The sequence below is a fragment of the Natronococcus sp. JC468 genome (assembly GCF_012163165.1).
Taxonomy (GTDB): domain Archaea; phylum Halobacteriota; class Halobacteria; order Halobacteriales; family Natrialbaceae; genus Natronococcus; species Natronococcus jeotgali.
Map to the genome: position 1 here is coordinate 17,669 of NZ_JAAVUO010000023.1, position 25,847 is coordinate 43,515.

Consider the following 25,847-nt stretch of genomic DNA (forward strand, 5'->3'; position numbering starts at 1 on the left):
GGTTGCTGGTCATCGATAACTACGATTCGTTCGCGTACAACCTCGTCCAGTACGTCGGCGAGGCCGTCGAAGCGACGGCTCCCACGACGGCGTCGCAGGACGAGGACACCGTTCTCGTCAGACGAAACGACGAGATCGACCTCGAGGGCGTCCGCGAGCTGGATCCGACGGGGATCGTCGTCTCGCCGGGGCCCGGCACCCCCCGGGAGGCCGGAATCTCGATCCCGCTGTTCGCCGAGACCGAGTATCCGATCCTCGGGGTCTGTCTGGGCCACCAGGCGCTGTGTGCCGCCGAGGGAGCGCCCGTCGTCCACGCGCCCCACGTCGTCCACGGCAAGCCCTCGCGGATCACCCACGACGGCGCGGGACTGTTCGACGGGCTCCCCGATCGGTTCCAGGTCGGCCGCTACCACTCGCTGGCCGTCGAGCGCGAGGACCTGCCCGACAGCCTCGCGGAAACGGCCCGGACCGCCGACGAGCGGGGCGTCCTGATGGCCGTCCGCCACCGCGAGAAACCCCACCTGGGCGTGCAGTTCCACCCCGAAAGCATCCTCACGCGGGATCCCGAGGAAGACGACGGCGGGGAGATCTCGCTGTCGGTCGGTAAGCGGCTGATCGAGAACTTCTGTCGGTTCGCCGCCGCGCGGTCTGACTCGGAGGACGGGAGATGAACGACGACCGCGTCTACCACGTCGACGGCGAACTCGTCCCCGCGGCGGAGGCGACCGTCAGCGTCGACGACCGGGGGTTTCGCTACGGCGACGCCGCCTTCGAGACCCTGCGAGCCTACGGCGGCCGCGTCCTCGAGTGGGCGGCCCACCGCGAGCGCCTCGCGGGGACCTGCGAGGCCCTCGCCCTCGAGCACGGCCTCTCGGGGAGCGAACTCCGAACTCGGATCGACGAGACGCTGGCGGCCAACGACCTCGCGGACGCCTACGTCCGGCTGTCGATCACCCGCGGCGTCCAGCCCGGGAAGCTGACCCCCCAGCCATCGGTCGAGCCGACGGTCGTCGTCTACGCCAAACCGCTCCCCCGCGGCGGGCTCGAGGGCGACCCCGTCTGGGACGAGCCCGCGACGGTCAGCAGCGTCGAGACCAGACGGATCCCCGACGCGGCACTGCCCGCCGGAGCGAAAACGCACAACTACCTCAACGGGATCCTCGCGCGGGCGGAACTCGAGGACGGGGTCGACGAGGCCCTGCTCTCGACGCTTGATGGCGCGGTCGCCGAGGGTGCCACCAGCAACCTGTTTTTCGTCCGCGACGGGCGGCTCCACACGCCGACGACCGACGCCGACGTCCTGCCCGGGATCACCCGGGCGACCGTCCTCGAACTGGCTCGTGAGGCGGGCCTCGAGGTCGAGACGGGACGGTACGAACTCGCCGACGTCCGCGGAGCCGACGAGGCCTTCCTCACCAATCGCACCTGGGAGCTGCGACCGATCGACGTCCTCGACGGGATCGGGATCGGCGGCGGCCCGGTAACGGAGCGACTCTCGAGGCTGTACGACGAGCGCGTCGAGGAGCGCTGTTATCGGTAGCGCGATTCGATTCCCCCGTTCTACCGCGGACGCCGATCGGTAAAAACACCCGATACTGGGGGAGTACGCGTAGATTAGCGTCCGCAACGAATAGTATGAAGGGGACCGATACGCCAGTACGAACCGATGGGACGCTACTACGCCGTAGCGACCGCGACGGGTCGGGAGCGCCCTCCGAAACGCGCGATCCGTCCGTTCGGCGGCGGGACCGACCGTCTCTCGACAGTGCGAGAACGCCGCGACGCGGCTCCGCGGGGCTGGACCGCGCCGAAGCGTCCGAGGACGGCCTCGCGGGCGCAACCGACGCCACGGAGGTGCGCTACGCGATGAGCGAAGACCCGATCCCGCACAGGCGCGTCCAGCGAGACGATCCGGTGCCGGAAGTGATCTGGTGTCTCGTCGACGCGACGGGGGAAAACCGGATCGTCGGAATGTTTCTCACCCGCAAGGCGGCGAAGGAGGTGGGCGTCGAGGAGGCGAAAGCGCGGGACCTGACCACGGAGGACTTTCCGGTCGTCGCGGTCCACTACAAGGACCTCCACGACCTGTACAGGGCGCTCGAAGGCGGGATCTGCGACGACGTCCTCGTTCCCACGTCGGACGGGTTCCGGGAGTTTCGCGCGTACATGGACTCGGACGAGACGGGCGGTTCGAACGCGTAGCCCGATCGCGTCCGAACGGTGGCTCGAGTTTCGGCGACGGATCGAGACGAGACGATCGTTCTGCCGACGGTCCGCCCCGCTGGAGCGGGTCGGCTCAGTCGGCGGGCTCGAGCCCCACCTCGGCGTTCGACTCGAGGACGTCCAGTTCGACTCCCGCCAGCTCCGTGACGAACTCGGCGCCGAACGCGCTCGCGGGCGTCCGGAACCCGGCCTCGAGCCCGTCCTCGAGGACGCGTTCGACCGCGCTGACCGCGGCGTCGGCCGTCAGCGCGTAGGGGTTAGGCGTGGATAGCCGCCCGGTTGCGCGCCCGCCGTCCCCGTCGGCGACCTCGCCCCAGACGGTCGCGGAGCCGGTTGCGAGCGCGCTGCCGTCGGGCCCGTCGACGAGGGCGTCGATCGCGCGGGTCGCCGCCCGCTCGACCGACGGGCGCTCGAGCAGCCAGCGCAGCGAGTCGGCGGCCGACAGCAACGGCTCGCCCCGTTCGGGGACGGCGCCGTAGACCTCGACGGACTCGATCCCGGTGGAGTGGGCGGCAGTGACGACGTCGCCCATCGGAATCGTCACGGCGTGTTCGGGGCCGTCGCCGAAGTTGATCTTCCGGCTCCGGTAGGCGGCGGGGACGGTGAGCAGGCGTCCGTTTCGGCGGACGACTCCCCCTTGTCCCGCCAGTTCTACCATCGTCCGCGCGGTTCCCGGCGAGATCTCGTCGTCGCTTTTGATCCCCAGCCGGAGCCGTTCGGCCGTGGGAAGCTCCCCGTGGAGCATCGCTGCCAGACAGTCGGTCGGCACGACGTCGAAACCGACGCCGGGCAGGAGCCCGATCCCTGCCGCGCGGGCGGTCTCGCCGTACTGGCGAAGCCGTTCGAACACCGGGAACTCGCCGGTGACGTCGAGGTAGTCCGTGTTCGATTCGAGGCAGGCCAGCACGAGCGGTTCGGCGGTGCGATCGAACGGGCCGGCGCAGTTCAACACGGCGTCGAACTCGCGGAGTTCGTCCTCGAGAGGTCCCTCCGTGAGGTCGATCGTCCGTCCCTCGAGGCCGAGGTCGGCCGCCTGCTCGGTCACCCGGTCGCGATCGCGCCCCGCGAGGGTCGGGGAGCGACCGCGCGCTGCCGCCTCGCGCGCGATCAACCGGCCGGTGTAGCCGTACGAGCCGTAGACGAGGAAGGAGTCCATGGCAGCCGTTCGGGACTCGGCCTGTTAAAACTCCGTCAGACGGTCTCGAAACGTTCACGAGTCCTGATGCGTAACGGCGAAGCGATGGCGGCTACACAGCGAATTATGGCCCTCGAGAACGTCCCCGCGGAGTCGACGTTTCTGTTTCGGGTCGTCGACGAACTGGGCGACGAGCGGGAGGCGATCCTCGTCGCTACGGGGGACGACGTCTCCTGCTGGCTCAACTACTGTCAGCACTTCACGCACATCAACCTGGACAAGGGCGACGGCGCGCCGATGCGCGACGGCGAGGTGATCTGTGCCAACCACGGCGCGTACTTCGCGGCCGACTCCGGGGAGTGTACGTTCGGCCCCTGCGAGGGGGCGTACCTCTCGGCGCTCGACGTGACCGTCTCCGACGGCGCGGTCTACCTGTCCGACGACGAGTACGAGTTCGTCGGCCCGGGCCCGATCGACGACGGCGACGATCTGACCTCGACGTCGAACGTCGAGTTCTAGCGCATCTCGAGCGGGAACACCAGATCCCGCTCCTGGTCGTACTCGATGAGGCCGGCCTCGACGAGCCGGGGCATGTGATCGTGGTACAGCGAGATGTAGACGTTGGCGACCCGTTCGGCCGACAGCTCGGTCACCTTGCGGCCGGTCTCGCGGACGGCGACCTCCTCGGCGGCGTCGGGCAGGGTCAGCTCCTCGCCGTAGGTTCGCATGACCTCGAGCAGCAGCCGGCGGCGCCGATCGGCCAGCAGCTCCAGACAGGCGTCGACGTCCGCCGAGGACTCCTCGCGGTCCTCGAGCCACTCGATGACGGCCAGGGCGAGCTCGGGGGAGTCGAGATCCGGATCGGAATCGGGGGTGGACATGCGTATGTTCCTCGGGCCTCGCGTCGGCGGCGTCCGTCGAGACCGGCGATCCGCCCGCTCGAGGCGTCGATATCGGATCGTTGCCACGCCGACAGATAGGCGTGTCGAAACAGCACCGACGGTCGCGGCCGGCTACTCGATCGTGTACGCCGGCTCGTCGATGGCCTCGCTCTTGCAGTCGGGACACCGCGAGGGGCGGTTCAACAGCTCGTCGAAGTCGTCGAACCCGCAGTCCTGGCAGGTCGGCGGCGCCACGAGGAACTGTTCGTCGCCACCGTCGACCGACCGCGAGACGTGCTCGAGGTGACGCAGGATCGTCTCCGGGGTCAGCTCGAACTGGACCGCGAGCTCGCTCGGGGTCGCCGGCTCGGCCCGGAGCGCGTCGGCGAGTCGCTGTCGGGTCGTCTCGTCTGCCTCGCGCATACGTAGGAGGATCGGCCGGACCCGCATATGTGTTCGGCTTCGCCCGATGCGACGCGCGGCGCGCAGGGGTAAACGACTTACATCCCCTCGGCGAACTCGAGGGCATGAAAGCCGTCGTTCTGGCAGGCGGATACGCGACGCGGATGTGGCCGATCACGAAACATCGACCGAAGATGTTTCTCCCGGTCGGCGACGCCACGGTCATCGATCGAATCTTCGCCGAACTCGAGGAGGACGATCGGATCGACGAGGTCTACGTCAGCACGAACGAGCGCTTCGCCGCCGACTTCGAGGCCCACCTCGCCGACAGCGAGTTCGAGAAGCCGACGCTGTCGGTCGAGGAGACCACCGAGGAGGACGACAAGTTCGGCGTCGTCGGCGCGCTCTCCCAGCTGATCGACCGCGAGAACATCGACGACGACCTGCTGGTCGTCGCCGGCGACAACCTGATGAGCTTCCACGTCTCCGAGTTCGTCGACGACTTCTTCGAGCGGGAGGCGCCCACGCTCGCGGCCTACGACGTCGGCTCCCGGGAGAAGGCGACGTCATACGGACTGGTCGAACTCGAGGGCGACCGCGTCGTCGACTTCCAGGAGAAACCCGACGACCCCAACAGCACGCTGGTCTCGATCGCCTGTTATGCCTTCCCGCAGGAATCGCTCTCGCTGTTCGACACCTACCTCGCGGGCGACAACAACCCTGACGAGCCGGGCTGGTTCGTCCAGTGGCTCCAGGATCGCGAGCCGACCTACGCCTATACGTTCGAGGGGGCGTGGTTCGACATCGGTACCCCCGAGAGCTACCTCGAGGCGGTCTCCTGGTACCTCGAGGGCGAGTCGCTGGTCGCCGAGTCCGCGACCCTCGAGAACGCGACGATCGGTGAGAACGTCCACGTGATGGACGACGTCACCCTGATCGACACCGACCTCGACTGTGCGGTGATCTTCCCGGAGGCGTCGATCGAGAGCGCCACCGTCCGGCGGTCGATCATCGACGAGGGCACCCGCCTCGAGGAGCTGAACCTGGCCGGCGCGCTGATCGGCGCACACACGACGATCACGAACGGCTCGGACTGACCGCTCCGGGAACCACCGGGGGTCGGCGCACGCTCGATCGCACGCCGACCGGGCGGTCGGCTCCCAGCCGCAGTCGTTCCGCTAGACGGCCCTCGACAGCTCCCGGAACCGGCCGAGACCGTCCTCGGCCTCGGTTTTCGTCTCCTCGAGCGGGTCGACGATCTCCGCGGGCGGGTTCATCCCGACGACGCGGCGCGGTTTCGCGGGATCCCGTCGGTAGCTCGCTCCCGATTCACTTATGCTGACCCGGAAAAAGTAGCGTCTATGAGTCTGTTCGGGGAGTTTCGTATTCCGGCCGAGGCGTTCGCGCTCCACGAGACGCTCCGGTCGCTGCCGGAGCTGGTCGTCGAGGTCGAGCGCGTCGTCGCCGCCGACGAGGTTCTCACCCCGTACCTGTGGGCCTCGGGCGTCGACCGCCGCGCGTTCGAGCGGGCGATCGGCGCCGATCCGTCGATCCGAAGCGTCGAACACATCGACGACTACGAACGCTCGATGCTGTACCGGGGTGAGTGGACCGAGAACGTCGACTCGCTGGTGTACGCGTACACGGAGCTGGGGGCGACGATCCTCGAGGCGTCCGCCCAGCGCGACGAGTGGGAGCTTCGGATGCGATTCGTCGATCGGGACAGCCTCGACGAGTTCCAGGCCTACTGCAGCGAGTTCGACGTTCCCTACCGACTCACGCAGCTGTTCGCCCGCGCGCACTCCCGCGGTGTCGGCCAGTACGGACTGAGCGAGAAGCAACACGAGGCGTTGCTGACCGCCTGGGAGATGGGCTATTTCTCCTCGCGGTCGGTCTCGCTCGCGGACGTCGCCGCCGAGCTCGGAATCACGCCCCAGTCGCTGTCAGAGCGCCTCCAGCGCGGTCACCGGGCGCTGATCGAGAACACCCTCGCGGTGACGCCGCCGGCCCAGGAGTCGTCGATGGCCATAGAGTGAACCGCCTCGGGGTCAAGCCCCGAGGCACTCGCCTTGCTTTCTCTGTAGATCCCGCCCGCGACCCCGGGCGGCGCAGGTACCGTCGCGCGACGGATTCGGGAGCCGCAGTATATGAACGGTTGAACATACAACCCGACCAACGAATAGGGGGCGACGCCGGTACGTAGGTATGACACGCGGTCGCCCCGATCCCGACGTCGTCTTCGACCTCCTGGCGAACCAACGGCGTCGGCGGGTCCTGGCCGTCCTCAGCGCCGAAGACCGTCGACTGACGGTAAACGACCTGACAACGGCGATCGCCCTCGAGGAGTCGGGACCGACCATCGCCGACGTCCCCGGCGAGACGGTCGAGGACATCTTCCTGTCGCTACAGCACGTCCACGTTCCGAAGCTGGCCGCCCTCGAGCTGATCGAGTACGACGGGGAGCGACGGCTCGTCGAGCCGACCGATCGGCTCGCGGCCCTCGAGCCGTCGCTGTCGGCCGTCCTCGACGGCGACCTCGAGTCCGTCGCGTGGCCCGATCCGGCGGAATCGCAGTAGCTCCTCGAGGAACGACACGTTCGTCGCGAGTCCGCTCACTCCAGCCGCGCGTCGGTCACCCGCAGCGTCCCTCGGGTGCCGTCCCACTCGGTCTCGTACTCGAGGGCGATGCGCCGGTCCATGTGCGGGCCATCCACCACCAGCGTCTCAGAACCACCTTTTTCCTCTCGGGTTCTCCCGAACTTCGTTCGGTCGAACCGCTCGAGCAAAAATCTGGACCAAAAACTGCTCGTTCGCTCCGCTCACTCGCAGTCCAGTACCGTTACTCCAGCCGTGCGTCGGTCACCCGCAGCGTCCCTCGGGTGCCGTCCCACTCGGTCTCGTGCTCGAGGGCGATGCGCCGGTCCATGTGCGGGCCATCTACGACCAGCGTCTCGAACTCCCCGCCCTCACCCAGGATGTGGACGCCGTACTCCTCGTTGAGCGCCTCGAGTTCCGCGAGGGCCTCCGCGTCGATCGTGCGCCCGAGCCAGGATTCGTCGAGGCCGTAGGCCGCGACCCGGACGATCCGGATCTCGAAGCCCGCGGCGAGCATCGCGTCGGCGAGCTCGCGGGGGTCCTCGCGCCACAGCGGCGCGAACAGATCACAGCCGAGGCGGTCGCACATCGCTTCGATCCGGCTCGTCTGGTACTCGCTCTCGACGGCGCCGGCGGTGACGCCCGCGATCCCGCCCGGGAGTTCGGCGTCGAGCTCCCGCAGGGCCGCCTCGAGGGGTTCGAGCTCGTCGTCGCCCTGCGCGCTCGCGTCGGTCGCGGCGTCGGCTCCGAAATCGTCGGGCTCGACTTCGAGCAGCGGAACGCCGATGCTCTCGGCCGCTAGCCCGGCCAGTTCGGTCGCGGGGACGTGGTACATGTAGGAGTCGCCCGTCGGGTGGACGGTCACGAGCCGCTCGACGTTCAGGTCGCGCTCGAGGGCCCTGTACAGCGCCCACGCCGAGTCCTTGCCGCCCGAGAAGAGGCTGACCCAGGCGCCGTCTGCGTCGCTCATACGGACACCTGGGCCGAGGGAACTATAGGGGTGACGAGTTCCGGACGCTACCGGGGGTAGTCAGGACCCGATCCGGCCTCGTCGCGCGTCGAGTCGGACCCCTCGGACTCGGAATCGGCGCCCGGGCTCGAGTCGCCGTCCGAATCCGACCGCCAGCCGTCGAGCCCCTGGGGGCCGCCGTCGGTGAGCCCCGACTCCGGCGCGACGTCCTCGAGGACGGTTCGGTCGGCGTCGCCGCTGAAGGTCGCGGCGACCTTGGCGCCGACGAGGCTGACGACGATGGCGCTGACGACGTAGCCCGCCAACCGCTCGCCGGCCGTGATGCCGAAGGTGTCGATCGAGAGCACGCCCAGCTCGATCGCGGACACCTGGACCGGATCGATCAGCGCCTGCTGCTCGAGGAAGTACGCCGAGAACCCCCGAACGACCAGCCCGACGGCGACGACGATGAAGGGCAGATTCAGGTAGGAGCCGCGGATCGGCTCCTCGCCGATCGCCTCGTCGAGCAGTCGCCCGGCGCTGGCGGTCAGGGCGGCGGCGGCGAGCCAGGGGACGCTGTCGAAGGCGAACTGCACCGCCGGAAGTGCGACGCCCGAGGCGTCCTCGAGGCTCGAGACGCCGAGGACGCCGACGAAGATCCCGACGAGGGTCAGTCCGGCCGCGACGGCGTAGGTGACGACCGAGACCTGTCCGGAGTACAGCGACTCGCGGATCCGGCGGGCGAGCCCGGTGACGACCTCGTCGACGTTGAACCCCTTGTAGAGCAAGAAGAGGCCGATAACGGTCGTGATCGCCGCGGCGCCCTCCGCGGGGCCGACGAACCACGCGAGCATCGGAAACACCAGCAACGTCAGTCCGATCGGGACGAGCACGGTCTGGCGCAGCTCCTCGTCGGCCAGGAACTGCTTGAGCAAGTAGTACGTCGACTCGATGTCCCTGGCCTGGCGGACGACCACGCGGTCGACCGAGTCGACCCGCACGCGGCTCTCGACGATCGGCACCAGTCGCTCGTCCTCGGCGCTGTCGATGACGACGACCGCCGACTCCGGGTCGTGGGCCGCTATCAGGTCGTCGAGCTGTCGCGCGACCGAGCGGTCGGCCGACACCATCGACTCGCGGTCCCCCGAGACGACGGCGACGACGACCGCCTCGCCGTCGTCGCGGAGGTCCTGGGCGACCCGAAGCGTCTCGAGCAGGGAGTTGACGCCCGAGTCTTCGGGGTCGGCGAGACCGACGTCGGTCACCAGCGCGCGAACTGCCTCCCAGCCGACGACGGGCGACCGGAGCCCGGTCTTGCGCCCGACGTCGTCGGTCCGGTCGAGACAGACCACCAGCGTTGTCACGGTAGGCGTTCGATCCCGTGCGACGATAAAACCACGGCTAGAATCGCAGCCGGAACTCGCGGTCGCCGACGAGGCCCGCGACGCCGGCGCCGAAGGCGTAGGCGACGCTCCGGGCGCCCGCGCCGACGCGGGCCATCAGCGGCCGCCTGGGTTCGAACTCCTCGACGGCCACCGCGTCCCGCTCGAGCCGATCCGCGAGTTCGTCCTCGAGCTCGCGGCGGGTGCCGAGTTCGTCGACCAGGCCCATCTCGTGGGCCTGCTCGCCGAGGTAGATCCGAGCCTCGGTCTCGCGGACGAACTCCGGGTCGAGCTCACGGCCCTCGCTGACCCGCTCGACGAACGTCTCGTAGTAGTCGTCGATCAGCCCCTGGAGGTAGGCCCGCTCGTCGTCGCTCATCTCCTTTAACGGGGTGCCGGCGTCCTTGAACCGCCCCGCGGCGAAGCGCTCGTAGGAGACCCCGAGCCGCTCGGCGAGGTCGCTGGCGTTGACCCGCGAGCCGATGACGCCGATCGAGCCGACGACCGAGCCGTCGCGGGCCCACAGCTCGTCGCAGCCGCTGGCGATCCAGTAGCCGCCGCTGGCGCAGACGTCGGTCGCGTAGGCGATCGTCGGCCCGTCGAACCGTTCCGCGGCGAGTTTGATGTCGTCGCTGGGGACGACTTCGCCCCCGGGCGTGTTCAGCTTCACCAGCAGGGCGTCGACGGCCTCGTCCTCGTCGGCGCGGTCGATCTGGTCGACAATGTCGTCGGCGGGCGTCGACCCCGGGCTTGAGGGGAACCGTCCGCCCCCGCCGTCACGGGTGATCGGTCCCTCGACGGCGACTTCGGCCACGTCGTAGCCGGGGAAGATGCTGCCGGCGATCGGACCGATGATCCGCACGCCCAGCGCGGTCGCGGCGAGCGCGGCGAGAACGCCCGCGAGGTCGGCGAGCGTCTCGGGGTAGACCACGAACAGCGCGACCCCGACCACCGCGAAGGCCGCGGCGCCGGCCGCGAGGACGGCGAGTCGACCGATTCCATCGCTACTGACCACTCCGGACACCTCGAGTCATACCCGTGAGTGACGCCGCAACCCCGTTAAGCGTTGGCGGTCCAGCGCCGTCACTCGGCGGTCACGCCCCCGGGTGCGTCGGCGGAATCCCCGTCGTCAGCGACCCGTCCGTCGGCGTCGGCGCGGTAGGGGAGTTCGCCGTCGGGATCGGCCGTCCAGTCGCCGACCCACTCCCGGAGGACGTTCAGACCGTCCCGGACGAACGGCAGCGGGTCGTCGGCGACCGCGTAGTCGAACCGGGGCTGGCGAACCAGCGACAGTCCGACCTCGCGGAGGGCCCGCCGCGGCGACGGGCGCTCGACCGCGGGGTACTCCTCGGTTAGGACGCTGTGCAGGTAGCTCAGCTCCCCCCGCAGGAGGTGGCCGCCCAGCCCCGTCTCGTAGGTCGGCTTCCCCGGGATCGGCTCGTCCACCGCCTGCTGCCAGTAGTAGAACGGAAAGTCCGCGCCCGCCTGGACGGTAAAGGGCAGCGACGACCAGAACCGGGGGTTGATCTCCATCAGCTTGAACCGCCCGTCGCGAGGGTCCCGCAGGAACTCCACCATCGCCAGCCCGTGCCACTCGAGTTCGTCCAGAAGCGCCCGGCCGTCGGCCTCGAGTTCGGGGAGGTAGATCGACTCGCGGTAGGCGCTGGGGCCGCCGCAGTACTCCCAGCCCCGTCGCTGACAGTGCTGGAAGGTCGCGACCGCCTCGCCGCGATCGTACAGCGCGAAGAAGCCGTACTCCCTCGAGTCGGCGATCCGCTCCTGGACCAGCGGGACGTGGCCGCGAGCCTCGATCTCCGCGGCCGCGTTCGGCGGCGTCCCGGGCGTCTGGTAGGCCGTCGAACCGACCTCGACCCGATCGTACGTCGGCCCGAGGTACTCCGGCGTGGCGACCGAGTAGCGGGGTTTGATGATCGTCTCGCGATCCCAGTCGTCCCACTCGTCGAGGAGGGCGGTCTCGGGGGCGGCGACGCCGGCCCGCTCTGCCGCCGCGAACAGTTCGATCCGGTCCTGAACCGTCCGGAGCGTCTCGAACGTCGGCCACGGGGTCGCAACCGACGCCGCGAACGCCTCCCGTTGTCGGGCCAGCGCGTAGACGTCCTCCTCGCGGACCGGAACGATGGTCTCGACGTCGGGCCGACGGGCGACCGAGAGGAGGGCGTCGCCGTAGGCCGCCAGCTCCTCGGCCGGATCGGGCAGGCGGACGAACTCGTCACAGTACCGCGAGACTGCGCTGGGCGTGGTCGCGGTCTCGGAGCCGACGATCGTTCTGATACCGCGAGGGCGAAGGGACCGAAGGCAGGCGACCGTACTCGGGGCGTCGATCCCGGGTACGAAGACGGCGACGTCGTCCCTGGACTCGTGCATGTGAGTCGGGCCACGCGATGGACCCATTGTTATTGCCGGACTACCGATCGCGTCCGGAGCCGGCGCCCGCACACGGTCCCCGATCGACGGCGTAAGTCCCGGTTACCACGGTCTTCGGGTCAGAGCCGGCGCTCGCGGTCGAACTCCGTCCCTCGAGACCGTCGGATCGGGGATCGTACTCGACGGCTACGGGTTCGAGACGACGGCTGTCCGACCGCCGAGCGGGACCGCCCGGAGTCGAGAAGGGGGGCGGTCACTACCGAGAGAAACGAACGGCAGCAGACACAGGTTGACGAATCGGCCTACAGCAGTCCGGTCTTCTGGAGCTTCATCAGGTCCTCGGTGTCGAGGGTCTCGCCTTCCTTGAACTTCTGATAGATCTCCTCGGCCTCCTCTTTGGCCTCCTCTTTCTTCTTGTCGCGCTCGGACTTGCGCTCCTCCTCTTCCTGCTTGTCCAGCTCGCGCAGGCGCTTCTGGACGCGGACGAAGTCCTCGTGGTGGCGGTCGGCAGCCTCCTGGGCCTCGACGAAGGACTCGTGCATCTCGTCGGCCTCGTCGCGGATGTCGTCGGCCTCGCGGTAGGCCTCGATCATCTGGTTGTGGTGCTCCTGGGCCTTGTCCGCGAGCTCGGTGACCTTCTGGTGGTGCTGGGAGGCCTCCGAACGGACTTCCTCGGCTTCCTCGACGAGCTCCTCGAGATCCTCGTTCTGGTCGAGCTTCTGCTTGCGCTCCTCGTACTCCTCGCGCTTGGACTCGATCTTCTCGATGAGCTCCTGTTCTTCCTCGCTCGAGAGGACCTCGGTCTGCTGTTTGAACTCGAGTTGCTCGATCTCCTCCTCGAGCTCCTCGAGGTCCTTGCCCTCGTCGAGCTCCATGTCCGACTTGAGCTGCTCGACGCGGTCGAACAGCTCGTTGGCTTCGGCGTTGAGCTCGTTGCGCTTGTCCTTGTGCTCCTGGACCTGCTCGTTGAGCTCGTCGCGCTTCTCGCGGTGCTCCTGGGCCTCGTCGACCTTCTCGCGGGTCTTCGCGTTGAGGTCGTCGCGCTCGGAGGCGCGCTCGGAGGCCATCTGGTTGAGATCGTTTCGTCGATCTCGGAGCTGGCCTGCCTTCTTGATGAGCTGTCCCTTGGAGTTGTTTTCGAGGTCGTCCTCTGTCAGTTCGATGTTTTTCGATTCGTCTACCATGTGTTAGTCAAACCTCTGTGCCATACCCGCACCGGGGAGCGGTCGGGGCGGCTCGTCGCCGGGCGTCGACCCGCGCGTTCGGCGAGTCGCCGGCTCGTCGCCCCGCCGCGTACAGCGTTCGCTCGCGACCTGCGAAACCTCGGTGAATAAGATTTCCTGTCATCGATCGTCGAGCGATACGCGCCCCGGTGGCGTTCTGGTACCCGCATCTACTGTCGCCGGTAATTTAAATGTACCGGTCACTTTACCCCTGAAAACCGTTAGCAGGGGTCGCGTCGGGCGAACTCGAACGATTCGGGATATCGCGTACGGGTATAAATACTGACGGCGCCGCCGGAAGGGCAATCCACTTGGGGCCGACCGCTGTGGTCTCGCGTATGTTCTACGAACAGCGGACGTCCGTCCCCGAAACGGCAGCCGACCTCCGCGCGGAGTACGACGACCAGCTCGCCTCGATCGTCGACCGACGCGGGCTCGAGACCGTCGCCGAGCGAACGAGCGCCGATCGCGACGCCCTCGAGGCGCTGCTGGCCGGCGAGTCGCCCGCCCTCTCGCTCGAGGCGGCCGCCGAGATCCAGGCCCTCGAGGAGGGGGAGCCCGACGCCGAGACGATCGAGACGATGGCCTGCGAGCACCTGCTGCTGGGGATGACGACGGCGGTGCTCGACGTCGACGCCGTCGAGAGCCACCTGGAGCTCGAGCTCGACGCCAAGGAGGTTCAACAGAAGATCGAACGGCGCGCGCCGATGTCGTTCGAGGAGTACGTCCATCTCCAGCACGTCATCGCGGGTCGCGCGCGGTAGCGGCCGTCAGGAGGTGAGGGTTACCTGTCCGGTTCGGTCGACCGACACCAGGTAGCCGGCGTACTCGAAGGTGACGCTGCCCATCGAACGGCCGGTCTCGGCGCGCTCGCAGAACAGCGAGTCGAGCGCCGACGGGTCGATCGCGTGATACAGCGGGCCGAACTCGTCGGCCAGCTCGAGCTGATCGACGCCGGTCGCCTCGCCGACGGCCTCGAGGACGGCCTGGCTGAGCGACTGGTCGGGGTCGGCCTGGTAGGTCGTCGGGGTCCCGTTCGCCCCGTCGGATGCTGTCATCGAAGTCATACCTCCCCGTATCGCCGGGAGCGTCGAAACGGCACTGATTGGATCGCCAACGTTTCAAGTGGGGTCGGCAGTCGTGAGCGTGTTCCGGAGCAGGGCGGCCTGTCCGCGGCGGAGCCGCGCCGACAGCGCCTGATCCGAAATCTCGAGCTCCTCGGCGACCGCCGCCAGCGTCGCCTCCCGGGGCACGTCGTAGTAGCCAGCCTCGAGGGCGGCCAGCAGCGCCTCGCGCTGCCTGCTCGAGACGCCGTATCGGGTGGTTTCGGACTCGGACTCCCGGAAGATCCGCCGGAGCCGAAACCCGAGGTCCCGCTCTAGACAGCTCTCGCGGTAGGCCCGCAGCGCCTCGCGAGAGGGAACGCGGGCGCGGATCCGCGTCTCTCCGTCCCCCGCGACGGTGATGTCGCGGAAGGCGATGTCGTTCGTCGCGGCCGCGGGGTAGATCAGCAGGTCGGTACCCCACTCGGTCAGCGCCGCGCTGTAGAGCCGACGCTCGGACAGCGCCTCGAGCAGCGAGTACTCGGCGACGGTGGGGTCGGTCTCGAGGGCCGCCTCGATCGCCTCTGAATCGTCCCCGTAGGCCCAGAAGACGAGCTTCGTGGTGTCGTCCCCCGAGCGGTAGACCTGCTCGATCGTGAGTTTCGAGCTCGCGACCGCCGTCTCCCGGAGGATCGGCGTCGAGAGCTCGAACTCGGCGATGAAACTCATACGCTCCGTTTCGCCTCGAGCGGGATAGGTTCTCCGCGCACTCCCGGCTCGAATCGCTCCCGGCCCTCGCTCGACGAGGCGCCCGTCGGCTTCCGGGCCGTCGGTGCGATTATGGGGACCGAACCCCGAGTCGGGGTATGCGAGTTGCGATTCTCGGCTGTGGCTACGTCGGACGCGAACTGGGCCGCCAGCTCCTCGAGGACGGCCACGAGGCGATCGGAGTCCGCCGCTCCGACGACGGGATCGAACGGCTCGAGGACGACGGCATCGACCCGATCCGGGCCGATCTCACCGACCCGACCGACCTCGAGGCCGTTCCGGACGTCGACGCCGTCGTCTTCGCGGCCAGCAGCGGCGGTCGCGACGCGGCGGCCGCCCGCGAGATCTACGTCGAGGGACTCGAGACGGCGATCAGGGCGTTCGGCGGGCGCGAGGACCCGCCCGAGCGACTGGTCTACACGTCCTCGACGGGCGTCTACGGCGACCACGACGGGGACTGGGTCGACGAGGAGACCCCGATCGAGCCGACGACCGAAAAGACGGAGGTGCTCGCCGAGGCCGAACGGATCGCCCGCGAGGCCCCTTCTGAGTACGGATTCGACGGCACCGTCGCGCGCTACGCGGGGCTGTACGGGCCAGACCGCTACCGCCTCGAGCGCTACCTCGAGGGCCCGGTCACGGCGGGGTACCTGAACATGGTCCACCGCGACGACGCCGCCGGCGCCGTCCGACACCTGCTCGAGACCGACCGCGCCCGCGGCGAGGTCGTTCAGGTGGTCGACGACGAGCCAGTCGAGAAGTGGACCTTCGCCGACTGGCTGGCCGACGAGGCGGACCTCGAGCGACCGCCCAAGCGGACGAAGGCGGAGCGACTCGAGGACGACGACCTCTCCGAGACGGCCCGCCGTCGAATCCTGACGAGCAAGCGCTGCTCGAACGCGAGGCTCCGGGAACTCGGTTACGAGCTCGCCTATCCCACGTTCCGAGAGGGGTACCGTGAGGCGATCGCCGCCCGCGAGTAGGTGGCGATTACGCCAGACGAGCCGGGGAGAACCTTCTTGAGGATCCGATGTAATGGTGCGGTATGCGACGTCGAGGCGCCGACAGCGACGGGATCGAGGGCGTCACGCTGGCCCTCGACTCGGTTGGAGACGCGGTTCGGACGCTCGATCCGCTCGTGGTCTCCCTGCTCGTCGTCGCGGTCGGCGGCGTCGCGGTCGGCGGCTGGTGGTTCGGTCGATGGGTTCGCCGCCCGCCCGGCGTGCGGCTTCGCAACCTGCTCGAGAGCTACGACGAGGTCGCGGTGCTGTTACACCCCAATCCCGACCCCGACGCGATGGCGTGTGCGCTGGGGATCGCCGAGATCGCCTCGTCGGTCGACACCGATCCGATCCTACAGTTTCCCGGCGAGATCCGCCACCAGGAGAACCGCGCGTTCCGAACCGTCCTCGAGCTCAACCTCGAGCGCGTCGAGGCGGCCTCGGAGCTGGCCGCCGAGCCCGTCGTCCTCGTCGATCACAACACGCCGCGAGGGTTCACGGGGGCCCAGCTCGTCGAGCCCGTCGCGGTCGTCGACCACCACCCCGGGAACGGCACCGGAACCGAGTTCACCGACGTTCGGACGAACTACGGCGCGGCCTCGACGATCGTCGCGGAGTACTTCGAGGAGCTGGGCGCCCCCGCGGGCGAGACCGACGGGGGGCTCGAACCGGCGCTCTCGCCCGCGCTGGCGACGGGGTTGCTCTACGGCATCCAGTCGGACACGAACCGGTTGACCCGCGGCTGCTCGTGGGCCGAGTTCGCGGCGTGTGGCTACCTCTACGACGGAATCGACGAGGACCTGCTCGATCGGATCGCCAATCCCCAGGTCAGCGACGACGTCCTCAAGACGAAGGCGCAAGCGATCACCGAGCGCCGAATCGAGGGCTCTTTCGCCGTCTGCGACGTCGGCTCGATCGGGAACGTCGACGCGATCTCGCAGGCCGCCGACGAGCTGCTCCAGCTCGAGGGGGTGACCGCGGTCGCCGTCTACGGCGAGTACGACGGCACGATCCACGTCTCGGGTCGGTCCCGCGACGATCGGGTTCACATGGGCGAGACGCTTCGCCACGCAGTCAGCGACGTCCCGATGGCCAACGCCGGGGGTCACGCCCGGATGGGAGGGAGCCAGATCCCCGTCGATCACCTCGAGGCGATCGAGACCGAGGACGGCAGCGGGCGGGCGGTCTTCGACGATCGGCTGTTCGCGGCGATGGCCGGCAAGTGGCGGTAGCGCGGTCAGCCCCGATCGCGCAGAACCGCCGCCGGCGCCGACCGATCGCCCGTCTCCGCGGTCGCGACGAGGCGGGACGGGCAGGCGCTGGCGAGCGCGTCCCACGGGGCCAATCGTGGGCGATCGGTCACCGACGAGAGCCCTCGTCCGGCTCGCCGGAGTCGTGGTCGTTTTACCGGCTCGCACCAACAGTTGACCGATGGAGTACGTCCAGGAGCGGATCGCGACGCTCCACGACCTCGGCGACGCGAGCCCGTCGGACGGCCCCGCGGCCGACCCCGTCGCCGAGGCGGCCGTCGTTGTCCCGATGACCGACCGGGAACACCAGAGCCCCGCCGCTGCCCGCGTACTCGGCGAACTCGAGGCGCTCGATCCCGCCGCGGTCGTCGTCCCGGTTCGAGCCTCGGCCGACCGGATCGGCCCTTTCCGCGAGTGGCTCGAGTCGTTTTCCCTGCCGCTCGAGGTGCTGTGGTGTAACGCGCCGGCGCTGGAGAGCGCGCTCTCGGCCGCGGGGATAGACGGCGAGGCCGGCAAGGGTCGGGACGTCTGGCTCGCGCTCGGGCCCGCCGCCGAGGCCGGCGAGTACGTCGTCGTCCACGACGCCGACGCCCGCAGCTACGAGGCCGACCACGTCCGTCGGCTGCTCGCGCCCCTAACAGCCGAGTTCGCCTTCTCGAAGGGATACTACGCGCGCGTCGAACGGGGGCAGCTCTACGGGCGCCTGTTCCGACTGCTCTACGAGCCGCTGATTCGGGCCCTCTCGGCCCGGCACGACGAACCGGTCCTCGAGTACTGCGGCGCGTTCCGGTACGCGCTGGCCGGCGAGTTCGCGATGACCGCCGGGTTAGCCGAACGGCTGCGCCCGCCCCGGACGTGGGGCCTCGAGGTCGGCACCCTCGGGGACGCCCTCGAGCACGCCGGCTTCGAGGGGACCGCCCAGGTCGACCTGGGCGTCCACGAGCACGACCACCGCGCCGTCGCCGGCGAGGCGGGACTCGAGGGGATGAGCCGCGCCGTCGGCGCGGAGCTGCTGCGGGTGCTCGAGGAGGGCGGCGTCGCCCCCGACTACGAGACCCTGCCCGCGCGCTACCGGGAGGCGGGCCGCGAGCTGATCGCCCAGTACCGCGCCGACGCGGCGTTCAACGGACTCGCCTACGATCCCGACGGCGAGCGCGACCAGCTCGCCCGCTACGCCGACGCGATCGCGCCGCCCGGCCCCGACCGCCGACTCCCCCAGTGGCGCGACGCTCCGATCGACCCCGAGTTCGTCCGCGAGCGGGCCCGACCGTGGCTCGATCCCCGCGTCGGTTCCGCGCGCGACAGCTGACCGCTCAACCTTTATCAGCGCACCGACCGTTGGACGGCATATGGACGCGACCGCCGACGAACTCGCCGGCGTCGTCGACCTCTTCGGCGGCCTGACTCGGGGCGAACTCGATCGGGCCCTCGCGGAGGCTGCGTTTCGCGACGGCGGCGGCGACGTCGATCGCGACGCCCTCGAGGCGCGGGTCGATCGGGCCCTCGAGTCGTTCGCGCTCGTCGCCTACGACCCCCCCAACCGGTCGGTCCCCGACGGGATCGAACCCGGCGAGCCGCTGCTGGTCGCCGGCCCCACCGCCTTTCCGACCGTCCCCGACGGCGCAGAGGACGTTCCGCACATCCTCGAGATCGAACCCAGGCGCCTCGACCGCGAGGCCCTCGGGGAAACGGTTCGCGGGGAGTTCGTCGCGGCCGTCGAGGACGCCGTCGCCGACGGCGACGACGACAGGATCGAGACGCTGCTGGACGCGAGCTACGACGTCGAGACGTGGGCGCCCGTCGAGCTCGCGGACGAACGCGCGCGCCTGGAGGACGCACTCGAGTGATCCGATGGAACCGAGACTGACCCTCGAGCCCGTCGCAGCCCACCGACCCGACGAGATCCACGACCAGGAGTACGACGCGGCCGTCGTCGCCCCAGTCGTCGAGCGCGACGACGGGGACTACCTGCTGTTTACCCGTCGGTCGGACGACCTGGGCAACCACCCCGGACAGATGAGCTTTCCCGGCGGCGGCGCCGAACCCGAGGACGAGTCGATCCTCGCGACCGCGCTGCGGGAGGCCAACGAGGAGATCGGCCTCGAGCCCGAGGAAGCCGAGGTCGTCGGCCAGCTCGACGACATTCGGACGATCTCGGAGTACGCCGTCACCCCCTTCGTGGCCCGGATCCCCGACCGGGAGTACGAGCGCGACGGAATCGAGGTCGCCGAGATCGTCGTCCTCCCGCTGTCGGGGTTTCTCGACCCCGCGAACTACGAGTTCGAGCGCCGCGACCACCCCTACTACGGTGACATCGTCATCCACTACTTCCACGTCGACGGCTACACCGTCTGGGGGGCGACGGGACGGATGCTCGTCCAGCTGCTCGAGCTCGCCACCGAGTTCGAGGCTCCCGAACGGGTCGATCGCTCGACGCCGTGAGCGCTGCGCGGAGCGTCAGCTTTTTGCTCGCGGACCGCCCAGAACGGCCATGATCGCGCAGACGAGTGATCGCGTTCCGCACCGGTCGTAGCCGCCCTTTCGTCGCGCGAGGTGAGTTCCAATGTTGACCACGAGCACCTTCGCCCGCGCCGGACTAGACGGGATCGCGCTCAAACCCACCGAGTGCGACGTCTCCCGAGCAGCATCGATCCCCGCCGAGACGATCGCCGTCGACTACGAGGGTCGCGAGTACGTCCCGGCGCCGCACGTCCTCGAGTCGCTGTCGGCCGACGCCGACGTGTTCGTGACGACCCCGGTCCGGGCCGACGGCTTCGACCCGCTGGGCGACGACTCCCTGCTTGCCGAACTCCCCGCGAGCGTGAGCCGCGTGCTGGTCGCCGGCCACCCCGCCTACCTCACCGACGAGGAACGCGAGCGGGCCGTCGCGCCCCGACTGGGCGCGGCCCTCGAGACCGATCCCGACGCCTGGGTCGGTTCCGAGAGCGTCGAACGGATCGCGATGGCGACGGGCGCGACCCAGTACGACCTGCTCTCGCGGTCGACCCCCCGCGAGCTTCGGGCCCTGCGGGCGGCCGGCTTCGAGGGCGACCTCGCCGTCTACGCGCCCGCGGTGTTCGCCGGCGAGGACGACGCCGTCCTCGACGCGGTCGGCGACTACGTCGCCCGCCGTCGGCCCGTCGCTCGAGCCCTGCCCGAGGAGTGTGCCACCGACTCGAGCGCCACCGGGCGCGCACGCGAGGTCCTGCTGAAGGCCGCGGGGGACTACGCGCTGGTCGGCACCGAACGGGAGGTCAGCGAGCAGACCGACGCCCTCCGGGAGGCCGGCGCGACGACCGTCGTGGGCTACCCCGCCCGCGGGTTGGATCCCCTGCTCGAGTAGCGCCGTCCCGTCGCCGGATTGCATCTTCTAAGGAATTGCTGAAACGGTGGTGTGTGTCTGTTGACGGAATACGGGTGTGGCTGAGCGCCCCTCTCCAAGCGTCCAAAATCAACCGCGTGCGGTGGGAAGCCCCGTTGTTTGCGACGGGGGACGTCACACGTTAGCAGTCTTCGGGCTCAGGCTCGGGCTCTTCTTCGGGACAGTCCTCGTCCTCGGACTTCTTTTCGCTCTTTGTCTCGGTGGCCGTTTCCTCGTCCGGACAGTCGTCCTCGGTGTCCGTTTCATCGTCGCATCCGTCGTCCTCGGGTTCTTCTTCCTGCTCGTCGGATTCCTCGACCTCGTCCGGCTCTCCTTCGGGCTGGTCGTCGACGTCGGATTCAGTCTCGCTATCCTCCTCGGATTCGTCTTCGACATCGTCGCCCGTACCGTCGTCATCGGCGTACTCGTCAGGATCGTAGCCGGGACTGTCTCCGACCGTCTCGTCCGTCTGATCGACGACGTCCCCCCCAGATGTGAGAAGCGCGATAACGTCCGATTCGGAGTCGTTGATCCGACCGTTACCGTACTCGTCGAGACGGACGTCGGCCTCGATCGGCGGGACCTGCTCCGACTGGAAGCCGCTCCACACGGATAAGGACTGACCAGCGCCGATCGTCGTCCCCTGTGGGATCGAATCGGTCTGATCCTGATCACCTTCGTGCTCCCAATCGACCACGTATCCGCCCAGATCGATGTCTTCGTCGCCCGTGTTCTCGAGAATAACGACTTCCTCGACGGGATACACGTTCGCGATCTCAACGGGGATCGAAACGTTAGCTCCAGCGCTCGAGGTCAGTCCAGCGACGGCGAGAGTCGATCCAGCCCCAACTACGAAGGTACGTCGATCTAACTTCATATCCGCGTAATCGACTATCTCAGGCAGATATAATGATTATGGAATAGAAATTAACTATTGTGGATACAATCAGATAGAAAATGTGCTGATAGAATAACATACAGTAAAAACAAATTCTATGTTTACAGAGGTTCACTAGATTGTGTCTTGGCCAGAAGTTGATATGCATACTCTCCAGATCTAGCATCGAACTGTCTCTCTATAATTGCCGAAACGGTGGTGTGTGGGGACGACAGTCCGGCTCCCGAAATTGCTGAAACGGTGGTGTGTCCCGGCTCGGTATCAGTATGAGTACGAGCCGCCCACTCCCAGGAGACACGTTCGACCACCCTCGAGGGGGTTCCACGAGTCCTCTTTTTCGGTTCTTCCCCGTGTAAATAAGTCCCTCCGGCGCCCACCGGCGGGTATGACGTCGCTCGCCGAACGGACGACGACGGCTGCCGAGGACCTCGAGGCGGCCGCCACCACGATCGTTCCCGTCGAAAGCTCCGAACAGTACGACCCTGCGCTCCCGTCGGGAGCGGATCGCGCGGCCGTCGGGGTAGTCGCCCGCGCGGCCGAACAGGAACGTCTCCGCGCGCCGCTCGAGTGGCTCGCCGAGCGCTCGCTCGAGGCCCGCTGGCCTCGTGATCGCCGATGAGCGGGGCGCCCGAACTCGCCGTGGGCGCGGACGCCTTCACCGAGCGCGGTCGTGACCTCGAGGTGGCCGTCGTCGGCGCGGGCGCGATCGGCGCGACCGCGGCCTACGATCTGGCTCGGGAGGGCGCCGACGTGACGCTGTACGACCGCGGCTCGATCGCGAGCGGCTCGAGCGGGCGCGCGGCGGGGGTCTGTTACGACGCCTTCGCCGACCCGCTTGACGCCGAGATCGGTAGCGACGCGATCGAGCGCTTCCGGGAGCTGTCGGGTGACGACACCTTCCCGTTCGTCGAGTGTCCCTACGTCTGGCTGGCTCGGGAGGGCGACGAGCGAAACGCCGCGGCGCTTCGCGATCAGATCACGCGAATGCAGGAAAACGGGACGATCGCGCTCGAGGTCGACGGCGACGAACTCGCGGAACGGTTCCGGGCGCTTCGGACCGACGACGTCGCGGTCGCGGGGATCGCCGGCGCTGCGGGCTACACCGACCCCGCGAAGTACACGGCCTGTCTCGCGGCCGCTGCCGACGGCGCCGGCGCGACGCTGCGCCCGGAGACGCCGGTTCGCGTTCGGACCGATCCCGCGCGGGTCGTGCGCGATGCGGACGGAACCACCCACGAGGTTGACGCCGTCCTCGTCGCCGCGGGCGCCCACACCGAGCGACTGCTCGCGGACGCGGGGATCTCGATCGCGATGAAACCCTACCGCGTGCAGGCGCTGGTCGCCGACTGCGAACTCGCCGAACCGATGTGTTACGACGCGACCGCGGAGTTCTACCTGCGACCCCACCCCGAGGGACTGTTGGCGGGCGACGGCACCGAGTACGTCGAGGCAGATCCCGACGGGTACGACCGGGACGCCTCGCCGGGGTTCGCAACTGACTTGCTCGAGCGGGTCGACCACCGCGTCTCGGGAGTTCACCTCGAGGGCGACGACCTCGTGCGGGCCTGGGCGGGACTGTGTACGGCGACGCCGGACCGGGACCCGCTGGTCGGCGAACTCGCGGACGGACTCTACGTCGCCACCGGGTTCCAGGGCCACGGCTTCATGCGCGCGCCCGCGATCGGCGAACGGGTCGCCGACCAGGTGCTGGGCGGGGCGGGGATCGACCCCTTCGATCCGACGCGGTTCGACGGCGACGAGGCCTTCGACGTCGCCGAGGGGATGACGCTCCCGGAGAACTAGTCGTCGATCGCGATTCCGTCAGCCCCGGGCTCGACCGCTTCCTCGATCTCGACGTCGTCGACGGCCGCCTGCTTCGGGATCTCGATGCGCAGGGCGCCCGATTCGGTGAGCGTGGCCGTCCCCGCGTCGGGCTCGACGAGCGCGTCGTCAGGGAGGTCGGCCTCCCCCTCCAGTGTCATCCCGCGGCCGGGAAAGCGCATCTCGTAGCCGTCGTGGAACTGCCGGAACCGATCGATGTGGACCCTGACGGTTCCCTCGAGGTAGCGAACCTGCACGTCGTCGGCGCCGGCGCCGGGCGCGTCGAGGACGACGAGGTAACTGGTCTCGTTCTCGAGGACGTCGACCGCGAGCGGGCGGTGGCGCTGTACGCGCCCGTTCGCGCGCCCGATCTGTCGGTAGATGGCCCCGCTCACCGCGCCCGCGAGATCCGAGAGACTCATCGGCGCCGTCCTCCGCGCGCTCGACGCGAGCGAGGGCGACCGAACGCCGGGACGGAACTCGACCGAGGGATCCAGGTCATCGTCAGATTCGAACGGTACGGCGGGCTCGCTCTTAGTGATTGTGCCCGTGCAAAATACGGGGTGACGGCGACCGATCAGAGCTCGACGGGCCGCAGGCAGTCGGTCCCCCCGCAGACCGGACAGGAGAGCTCCGAGACGTCGAAGTCCTCGGGAACGTCGTAGGTGTAGTGGTTCTCGAAGAGGTCGAGAAAGCAGTCCTCGGCGGTGCAGACGATCTCCTCGGTCGGTGGCATAGGCGCTAGTAGCGCCACGAGTACTATCAACGTCGGGGTTACAGAGAAACGGGAGAAAGCCCACGACTTTAGTCGTGGGATGAATCCGTCACTCCGCGACACAAACCACGTGCGATGGCAGGCTGAGTCTCCCACGCTCCCCCGTGCACTTTTATAAATCAACATACTGTACCGACCAGTGATGAAGCGAACCAACCAGTTCGATGTTCGCCCCCGTTCCGAGAAGGAGCGTGAGGCGTTCATGCGCTGGTTGGACGCTTCTGCCAGTCTCTGGAACGAAACCAACTACGCTCGCCGCCAAGCCTTCCTCTCAGACGATGATAAAAACGTCTGGGATGCCGACACTGGCAAACTCGAAGGTGAATACAAAGGCGTCCTCAGCAGCTCCGTTGCCCAACAAGTTATCCGCAAAAACTCCGAAGCGTGGCGGTCGTTCTTCGACCTCAACGGGAAACACCACGCCGGGAAACTCGATGAACGACCGTCGCCACCGGGGTACTGGGGCAACGAAGAAGACGGACGGGTGCTTCGCACCTACGTCCGCAACGACCAGTACACCATCGAGTACGGAGAACGTTCCCGACTCGAAGTCCCAATCGGCTCCGACCTCAAAGACGAACTGGGGTTGAATCGGAACCAACGGCTCCGCGTTGAAGTCTCAGGGAACGCGAAGTGGAGCGGCGAGCAGAACCGGCTTGAAATCGTGTACGACGAAACCGCCGACTCGTTCAGGGCTTTTCAACCAGTCACTATCGACACTTCTCGACTGGAGTCACCACTGGCTGACAATTCAGCCGCTCTGGACGTTGGAGCGAACAACCTCGTCGCCTGCACGACCACGACCGGTTCACAACTCCTGTACGAGGGACGCGACCTGTTCGATCAGTTCCGTGAAACCACCGAGCGGATTGCGTCCTATCAGTCGCTCCTCGAAGACCAGTGCAAAACCAGCAAGCGCATCGACCGCCTGTACCGGAAACGCACGAATCGACGCAACCACGCCCAAAACACACTCGTCCGCGATCTCGCGGAACGACTGCACGCCGATGGTGTGTCAACGCTGTACGTAGGCGATATCAAAGACGTTCTCTCGAGGCACTGGTCGCCACATGTGAACGAGAAGACGCACAACTTCTGGGCATACCGACGATTTATCGACCGTCTTGAAGATGTGTGTGAAGAATACGGTATCACGGTCACGGAGGACTCTGAAGCGTGGACGAGTCAGGAGTGCCCAGAGTGTGGCGAGCGCGAAGGGACTATTCGCCATGAGGATTCGCTGGCGTGCCCATGTGGTTTCGAGGGGCACGCTGACCTCGTGGCGTCGGAATCGTTCCTGAGACAGCAGACAGAAGTCGGGTCGATGGCACGGCCCGTGTACCTCAAGTGGAACAATCACGGTTGGCGGGAATACCATAGCTCGCCCTCCCTTGTGGAGACAATGGCCAACGAGGAGTACACAGACCAGAGTACCGCATCGAGCGGGAATGTCGCTCTCGAGGACTCAGACGACTGAGACTCCCACGAGAGGAATCCCACGACTTCAGTCGTGGGTGGATGTCAAGGCACGCCGAGCGTCGCCGACGCCGAAGCGTCGACTCGATCGAGGTGCCTCGAGACGCGTGCGATCCGCCGGTGTCGGCCTCCCGACCCGGTCACCGCCGGGCGGGACTGAACGGGGTGACGCGCCGAGTCGCAGTCCGGCGCGTCGGGGCTTTCGGGTGGAACTGAACGGGGTCGCCGCCCGCGCTGCCGTGCAGCGCGGGCGGCGAGGGCGTTCGTGTAGTCACCGTT

The 25,847-nt window shown here is 68.1% G+C and carries 31 protein-coding genes; 17 read left to right on the top strand and 14 right to left on the bottom strand.

Annotated features, from left to right (window positions below; all coding sequences use genetic code 11):
- The first annotated feature begins 11 nt into the window (after positions 1 to 11).
- The 3 genes from GWG54_RS13625 (at position 12) to GWG54_RS13635 (ending at position 2,202) form a co-directional block, all read left to right on the top strand.
- Positions 12 to 671, top strand: coding sequence for an anthranilate synthase component II (locus GWG54_RS13625; protein WP_394352928.1), 660 nt, complete (start codon positions 12 to 14; stop codon positions 669 to 671).
- Positions 668 to 1,540 carry an aminotransferase class IV gene (locus tag GWG54_RS13630; RefSeq protein ID WP_167938293.1) on the top strand — a complete coding sequence of 291 codons (873 nt, stop codon included), beginning with the start codon at positions 668 to 670 and terminating at the stop codon, positions 1,538 to 1,540. Before GWG54_RS13625 ends, GWG54_RS13630 begins: the two co-directional genes overlap by 4 nt.
- 326 nt (positions 1,541 to 1,866) lie before the next feature.
- Entirely contained in the window at positions 1,867 to 2,202 is a 336-nt protein-coding gene (locus tag GWG54_RS13635) for a hypothetical protein (protein ID WP_167938294.1), read from the top strand.
- Between the two features lie 94 nt (positions 2,203 to 2,296).
- Here the strand turns inward: GWG54_RS13635 and GWG54_RS13640 are convergent, their stop codons facing one another.
- Complete coding sequence (locus GWG54_RS13640; RefSeq protein WP_167938295.1) at positions 2,297 to 3,379, bottom strand: trans-acting enoyl reductase family protein; 1,083 nt, start codon at positions 3,377 to 3,379, stop codon at positions 2,297 to 2,299.
- 84 nt (positions 3,380 to 3,463) lie between these two features.
- On the opposite strand from GWG54_RS13640, the gene GWG54_RS13645 reads away from it, so the two are divergent.
- Positions 3,464 to 3,877, top strand: a complete 414-nt coding sequence (locus GWG54_RS13645; RefSeq protein WP_167938296.1) for a Rieske 2Fe-2S domain-containing protein — start codon at positions 3,464 to 3,466, stop codon at positions 3,875 to 3,877.
- Here GWG54_RS13645 and GWG54_RS13650 read toward each other — a convergent pair.
- The gene (locus GWG54_RS13650; RefSeq protein ID WP_167938297.1) at positions 3,874 to 4,239 is read right to left on the bottom strand and encodes a hypothetical protein; all 366 of its coding nucleotides are present in this window, start codon (positions 4,237 to 4,239) and stop codon (positions 3,874 to 3,876) included. The genes GWG54_RS13645 and GWG54_RS13650 overlap by 4 nt on opposite strands.
- 132 nt (positions 4,240 to 4,371) lie before the next feature.
- Positions 4,372 to 4,662 (bottom strand): transcriptional regulator, encoded by a 291-nt coding sequence (locus GWG54_RS13655; RefSeq protein WP_167938298.1) that lies wholly within the window; start codon positions 4,660 to 4,662, stop codon positions 4,372 to 4,374.
- Between the two features lie 104 nt (positions 4,663 to 4,766).
- Between GWG54_RS13655 and GWG54_RS13660 the strand changes: the two genes are divergently transcribed.
- The 3 genes from GWG54_RS13660 (at position 4,767) to GWG54_RS13670 (ending at position 7,218) form a co-directional block, all read left to right on the top strand.
- Positions 4,767 to 5,738, top strand: a complete 972-nt coding sequence (locus GWG54_RS13660) for a sugar phosphate nucleotidyltransferase (protein WP_167938299.1) — start codon at positions 4,767 to 4,769, stop codon at positions 5,736 to 5,738.
- A gap of 264 nt (positions 5,739 to 6,002) precedes the next feature.
- Entirely contained in the window at positions 6,003 to 6,677 is a 675-nt protein-coding gene (locus GWG54_RS13665; protein WP_167938300.1) for a bacterio-opsin activator domain-containing protein, read from the top strand.
- 169 nt (positions 6,678 to 6,846) lie between these two features.
- Entirely contained in the window at positions 6,847 to 7,218 is a 372-nt protein-coding gene (locus GWG54_RS13670; protein ID WP_167938301.1) for a hypothetical protein, read from the top strand.
- A gap of 262 nt (positions 7,219 to 7,480) precedes the next feature.
- On the opposite strand, the gene GWG54_RS13680 is transcribed toward GWG54_RS13670, so the two are convergent.
- The 5 genes from GWG54_RS13680 to GWG54_RS13700 all read right to left on the bottom strand — a co-directional run bounded on the left by GWG54_RS13680 (position 7,481) and on the right by GWG54_RS13700 (position 13,136).
- Positions 7,481 to 8,206: a diphthine--ammonia ligase gene (locus tag GWG54_RS13680; RefSeq protein WP_167938302.1), complete on the bottom strand. Its 726-nt coding sequence runs from the start codon at positions 8,204 to 8,206 to the stop codon at positions 7,481 to 7,483.
- Between the two features lie 47 nt (positions 8,207 to 8,253).
- Entirely contained in the window at positions 8,254 to 9,549 is a 1,296-nt protein-coding gene (locus GWG54_RS13685; protein ID WP_167938303.1) for a DUF373 family protein, read from the bottom strand.
- 37 nt (positions 9,550 to 9,586) lie between these two features.
- The gene (gene sppA / locus GWG54_RS13690) at positions 9,587 to 10,582 is read right to left on the bottom strand and encodes a signal peptide peptidase SppA (RefSeq protein ID WP_167938304.1); all 996 of its coding nucleotides are present in this window, start codon (positions 10,580 to 10,582) and stop codon (positions 9,587 to 9,589) included.
- A gap of 68 nt (positions 10,583 to 10,650) precedes the next feature.
- Positions 10,651 to 11,952: a carboxylate--amine ligase gene (locus tag GWG54_RS13695; protein ID WP_167938305.1), complete on the bottom strand. Its 1,302-nt coding sequence runs from the start codon at positions 11,950 to 11,952 to the stop codon at positions 10,651 to 10,653.
- 302 nt (positions 11,953 to 12,254) lie between these two features.
- Positions 12,255 to 13,136: a coiled-coil protein gene (locus GWG54_RS13700; protein WP_167938306.1), complete on the bottom strand. Its 882-nt coding sequence runs from the start codon at positions 13,134 to 13,136 to the stop codon at positions 12,255 to 12,257.
- Between the two features lie 377 nt (positions 13,137 to 13,513).
- On the opposite strand from GWG54_RS13700, the gene GWG54_RS13705 reads away from it, so the two are divergent.
- Positions 13,514 to 13,939, top strand: a complete 426-nt coding sequence (locus GWG54_RS13705) for a DUF5791 family protein (RefSeq protein WP_167938307.1) — start codon at positions 13,514 to 13,516, stop codon at positions 13,937 to 13,939.
- A gap of 6 nt (positions 13,940 to 13,945) precedes the next feature.
- Here the strand turns inward: GWG54_RS13705 and GWG54_RS13710 are convergent, their stop codons facing one another.
- Both GWG54_RS13710 and GWG54_RS13715 read right to left on the bottom strand, forming a co-directional pair.
- Positions 13,946 to 14,242 (bottom strand): HalOD1 output domain-containing protein, encoded by a 297-nt coding sequence (locus GWG54_RS13710; RefSeq protein ID WP_167938308.1) that lies wholly within the window; start codon positions 14,240 to 14,242, stop codon positions 13,946 to 13,948.
- Between the two features lie 54 nt (positions 14,243 to 14,296).
- On the bottom strand, positions 14,297 to 14,947 hold the full coding sequence (locus GWG54_RS13715) for a helix-turn-helix domain-containing protein (protein ID WP_167938309.1): 651 nt from the start codon (positions 14,945 to 14,947) through the stop codon (positions 14,297 to 14,299).
- Positions 14,948 to 15,084: 137 nt separating this feature from the next.
- Between GWG54_RS13715 and GWG54_RS13720 the strand changes: the two genes are divergently transcribed.
- Entirely contained in the window at positions 15,085 to 15,969 is an 885-nt protein-coding gene (locus tag GWG54_RS13720; protein WP_167938310.1) for an SDR family oxidoreductase, read from the top strand.
- Positions 15,970 to 16,031: 62 nt separating this feature from the next.
- A complete protein-coding gene (locus GWG54_RS13725) occupies positions 16,032 to 17,219 on the top strand; it encodes a bifunctional oligoribonuclease/PAP phosphatase NrnA (protein WP_167938311.1) in 1,188 nt (395 codons plus the stop codon).
- 5 nt (positions 17,220 to 17,224) lie between these two features.
- Here GWG54_RS13725 and GWG54_RS21185 read toward each other — a convergent pair whose 3' ends face one another.
- A complete protein-coding gene (locus GWG54_RS21185) occupies positions 17,225 to 17,350 on the bottom strand; it encodes a hypothetical protein (protein ID WP_280842104.1) in 126 nt (41 codons plus the stop codon).
- A gap of 68 nt (positions 17,351 to 17,418) precedes the next feature.
- On the opposite strand from GWG54_RS21185, the gene GWG54_RS13730 reads away from it, so the two are divergent.
- The 4 genes from GWG54_RS13730 (at position 17,419) to GWG54_RS13745 (ending at position 20,580) form a co-directional block, all read left to right on the top strand.
- Positions 17,419 to 18,546 (top strand): glycosyl transferase family 2, encoded by a 1,128-nt coding sequence (locus GWG54_RS13730; protein ID WP_167938312.1) that lies wholly within the window; start codon positions 17,419 to 17,421, stop codon positions 18,544 to 18,546.
- 40 nt (positions 18,547 to 18,586) lie between these two features.
- Positions 18,587 to 19,084, top strand: coding sequence for a hypothetical protein (locus tag GWG54_RS13735; protein ID WP_167938313.1), 498 nt, complete (start codon positions 18,587 to 18,589; stop codon positions 19,082 to 19,084).
- 4 nt (positions 19,085 to 19,088) lie between these two features.
- Positions 19,089 to 19,679 carry a CoA pyrophosphatase gene (locus GWG54_RS13740; protein ID WP_167938314.1) on the top strand — a complete coding sequence of 197 codons (591 nt, stop codon included), beginning with the start codon at positions 19,089 to 19,091 and terminating at the stop codon, positions 19,677 to 19,679.
- Between the two features lie 121 nt (positions 19,680 to 19,800).
- Positions 19,801 to 20,580 carry a luciferase gene (locus GWG54_RS13745; RefSeq protein ID WP_167938315.1) on the top strand — a complete coding sequence of 260 codons (780 nt, stop codon included), beginning with the start codon at positions 19,801 to 19,803 and terminating at the stop codon, positions 20,578 to 20,580.
- Between the two features lie 160 nt (positions 20,581 to 20,740).
- On the opposite strand, the gene GWG54_RS13750 is transcribed toward GWG54_RS13745, so the two are convergent.
- The gene (locus GWG54_RS13750) at positions 20,741 to 21,475 is read right to left on the bottom strand and encodes a lamin tail domain-containing protein (RefSeq protein ID WP_245242811.1); all 735 of its coding nucleotides are present in this window, start codon (positions 21,473 to 21,475) and stop codon (positions 20,741 to 20,743) included.
- Between the two features lie 406 nt (positions 21,476 to 21,881).
- Here GWG54_RS13750 and GWG54_RS13755 point away from each other — a divergent pair, with 406 nt between their 5' ends.
- Together GWG54_RS13755 and GWG54_RS13760 are read left to right on the top strand one after the other, a co-directional pair.
- Positions 21,882 to 22,115, top strand: a complete 234-nt coding sequence (locus tag GWG54_RS13755; RefSeq protein WP_167938317.1) for a hypothetical protein — start codon at positions 21,882 to 21,884, stop codon at positions 22,113 to 22,115.
- Complete coding sequence (locus GWG54_RS13760; protein ID WP_167938318.1) at positions 22,112 to 23,299, top strand: FAD-binding oxidoreductase; 1,188 nt, start codon at positions 22,112 to 22,114, stop codon at positions 23,297 to 23,299. The genes GWG54_RS13755 and GWG54_RS13760 overlap by 4 nt, the downstream gene beginning before the upstream one ends.
- Here the strand turns inward: GWG54_RS13760 and GWG54_RS13765 are convergent.
- Positions 23,296 to 23,739, bottom strand: coding sequence for an Hsp20/alpha crystallin family protein (locus GWG54_RS13765; RefSeq protein ID WP_167938319.1), 444 nt, complete (start codon positions 23,737 to 23,739; stop codon positions 23,296 to 23,298). The genes GWG54_RS13760 and GWG54_RS13765 overlap by 4 nt on opposite strands.
- A gap of 155 nt (positions 23,740 to 23,894) precedes the next feature.
- Positions 23,895 to 24,053, bottom strand: a complete 159-nt coding sequence (locus GWG54_RS13770; RefSeq protein ID WP_008427040.1) for a hypothetical protein — start codon at positions 24,051 to 24,053, stop codon at positions 23,895 to 23,897.
- A 181-nt stretch (positions 24,054 to 24,234) separates the two neighbouring features.
- Between GWG54_RS13770 and GWG54_RS13775 the strand changes: the two genes are divergently transcribed.
- Positions 24,235 to 25,569, top strand: a complete 1,335-nt coding sequence (locus GWG54_RS13775) for an RNA-guided endonuclease TnpB family protein (protein ID WP_167938320.1) — start codon at positions 24,235 to 24,237, stop codon at positions 25,567 to 25,569.
- Positions 25,570 to 25,847: the final 278 nt, after the last annotated feature.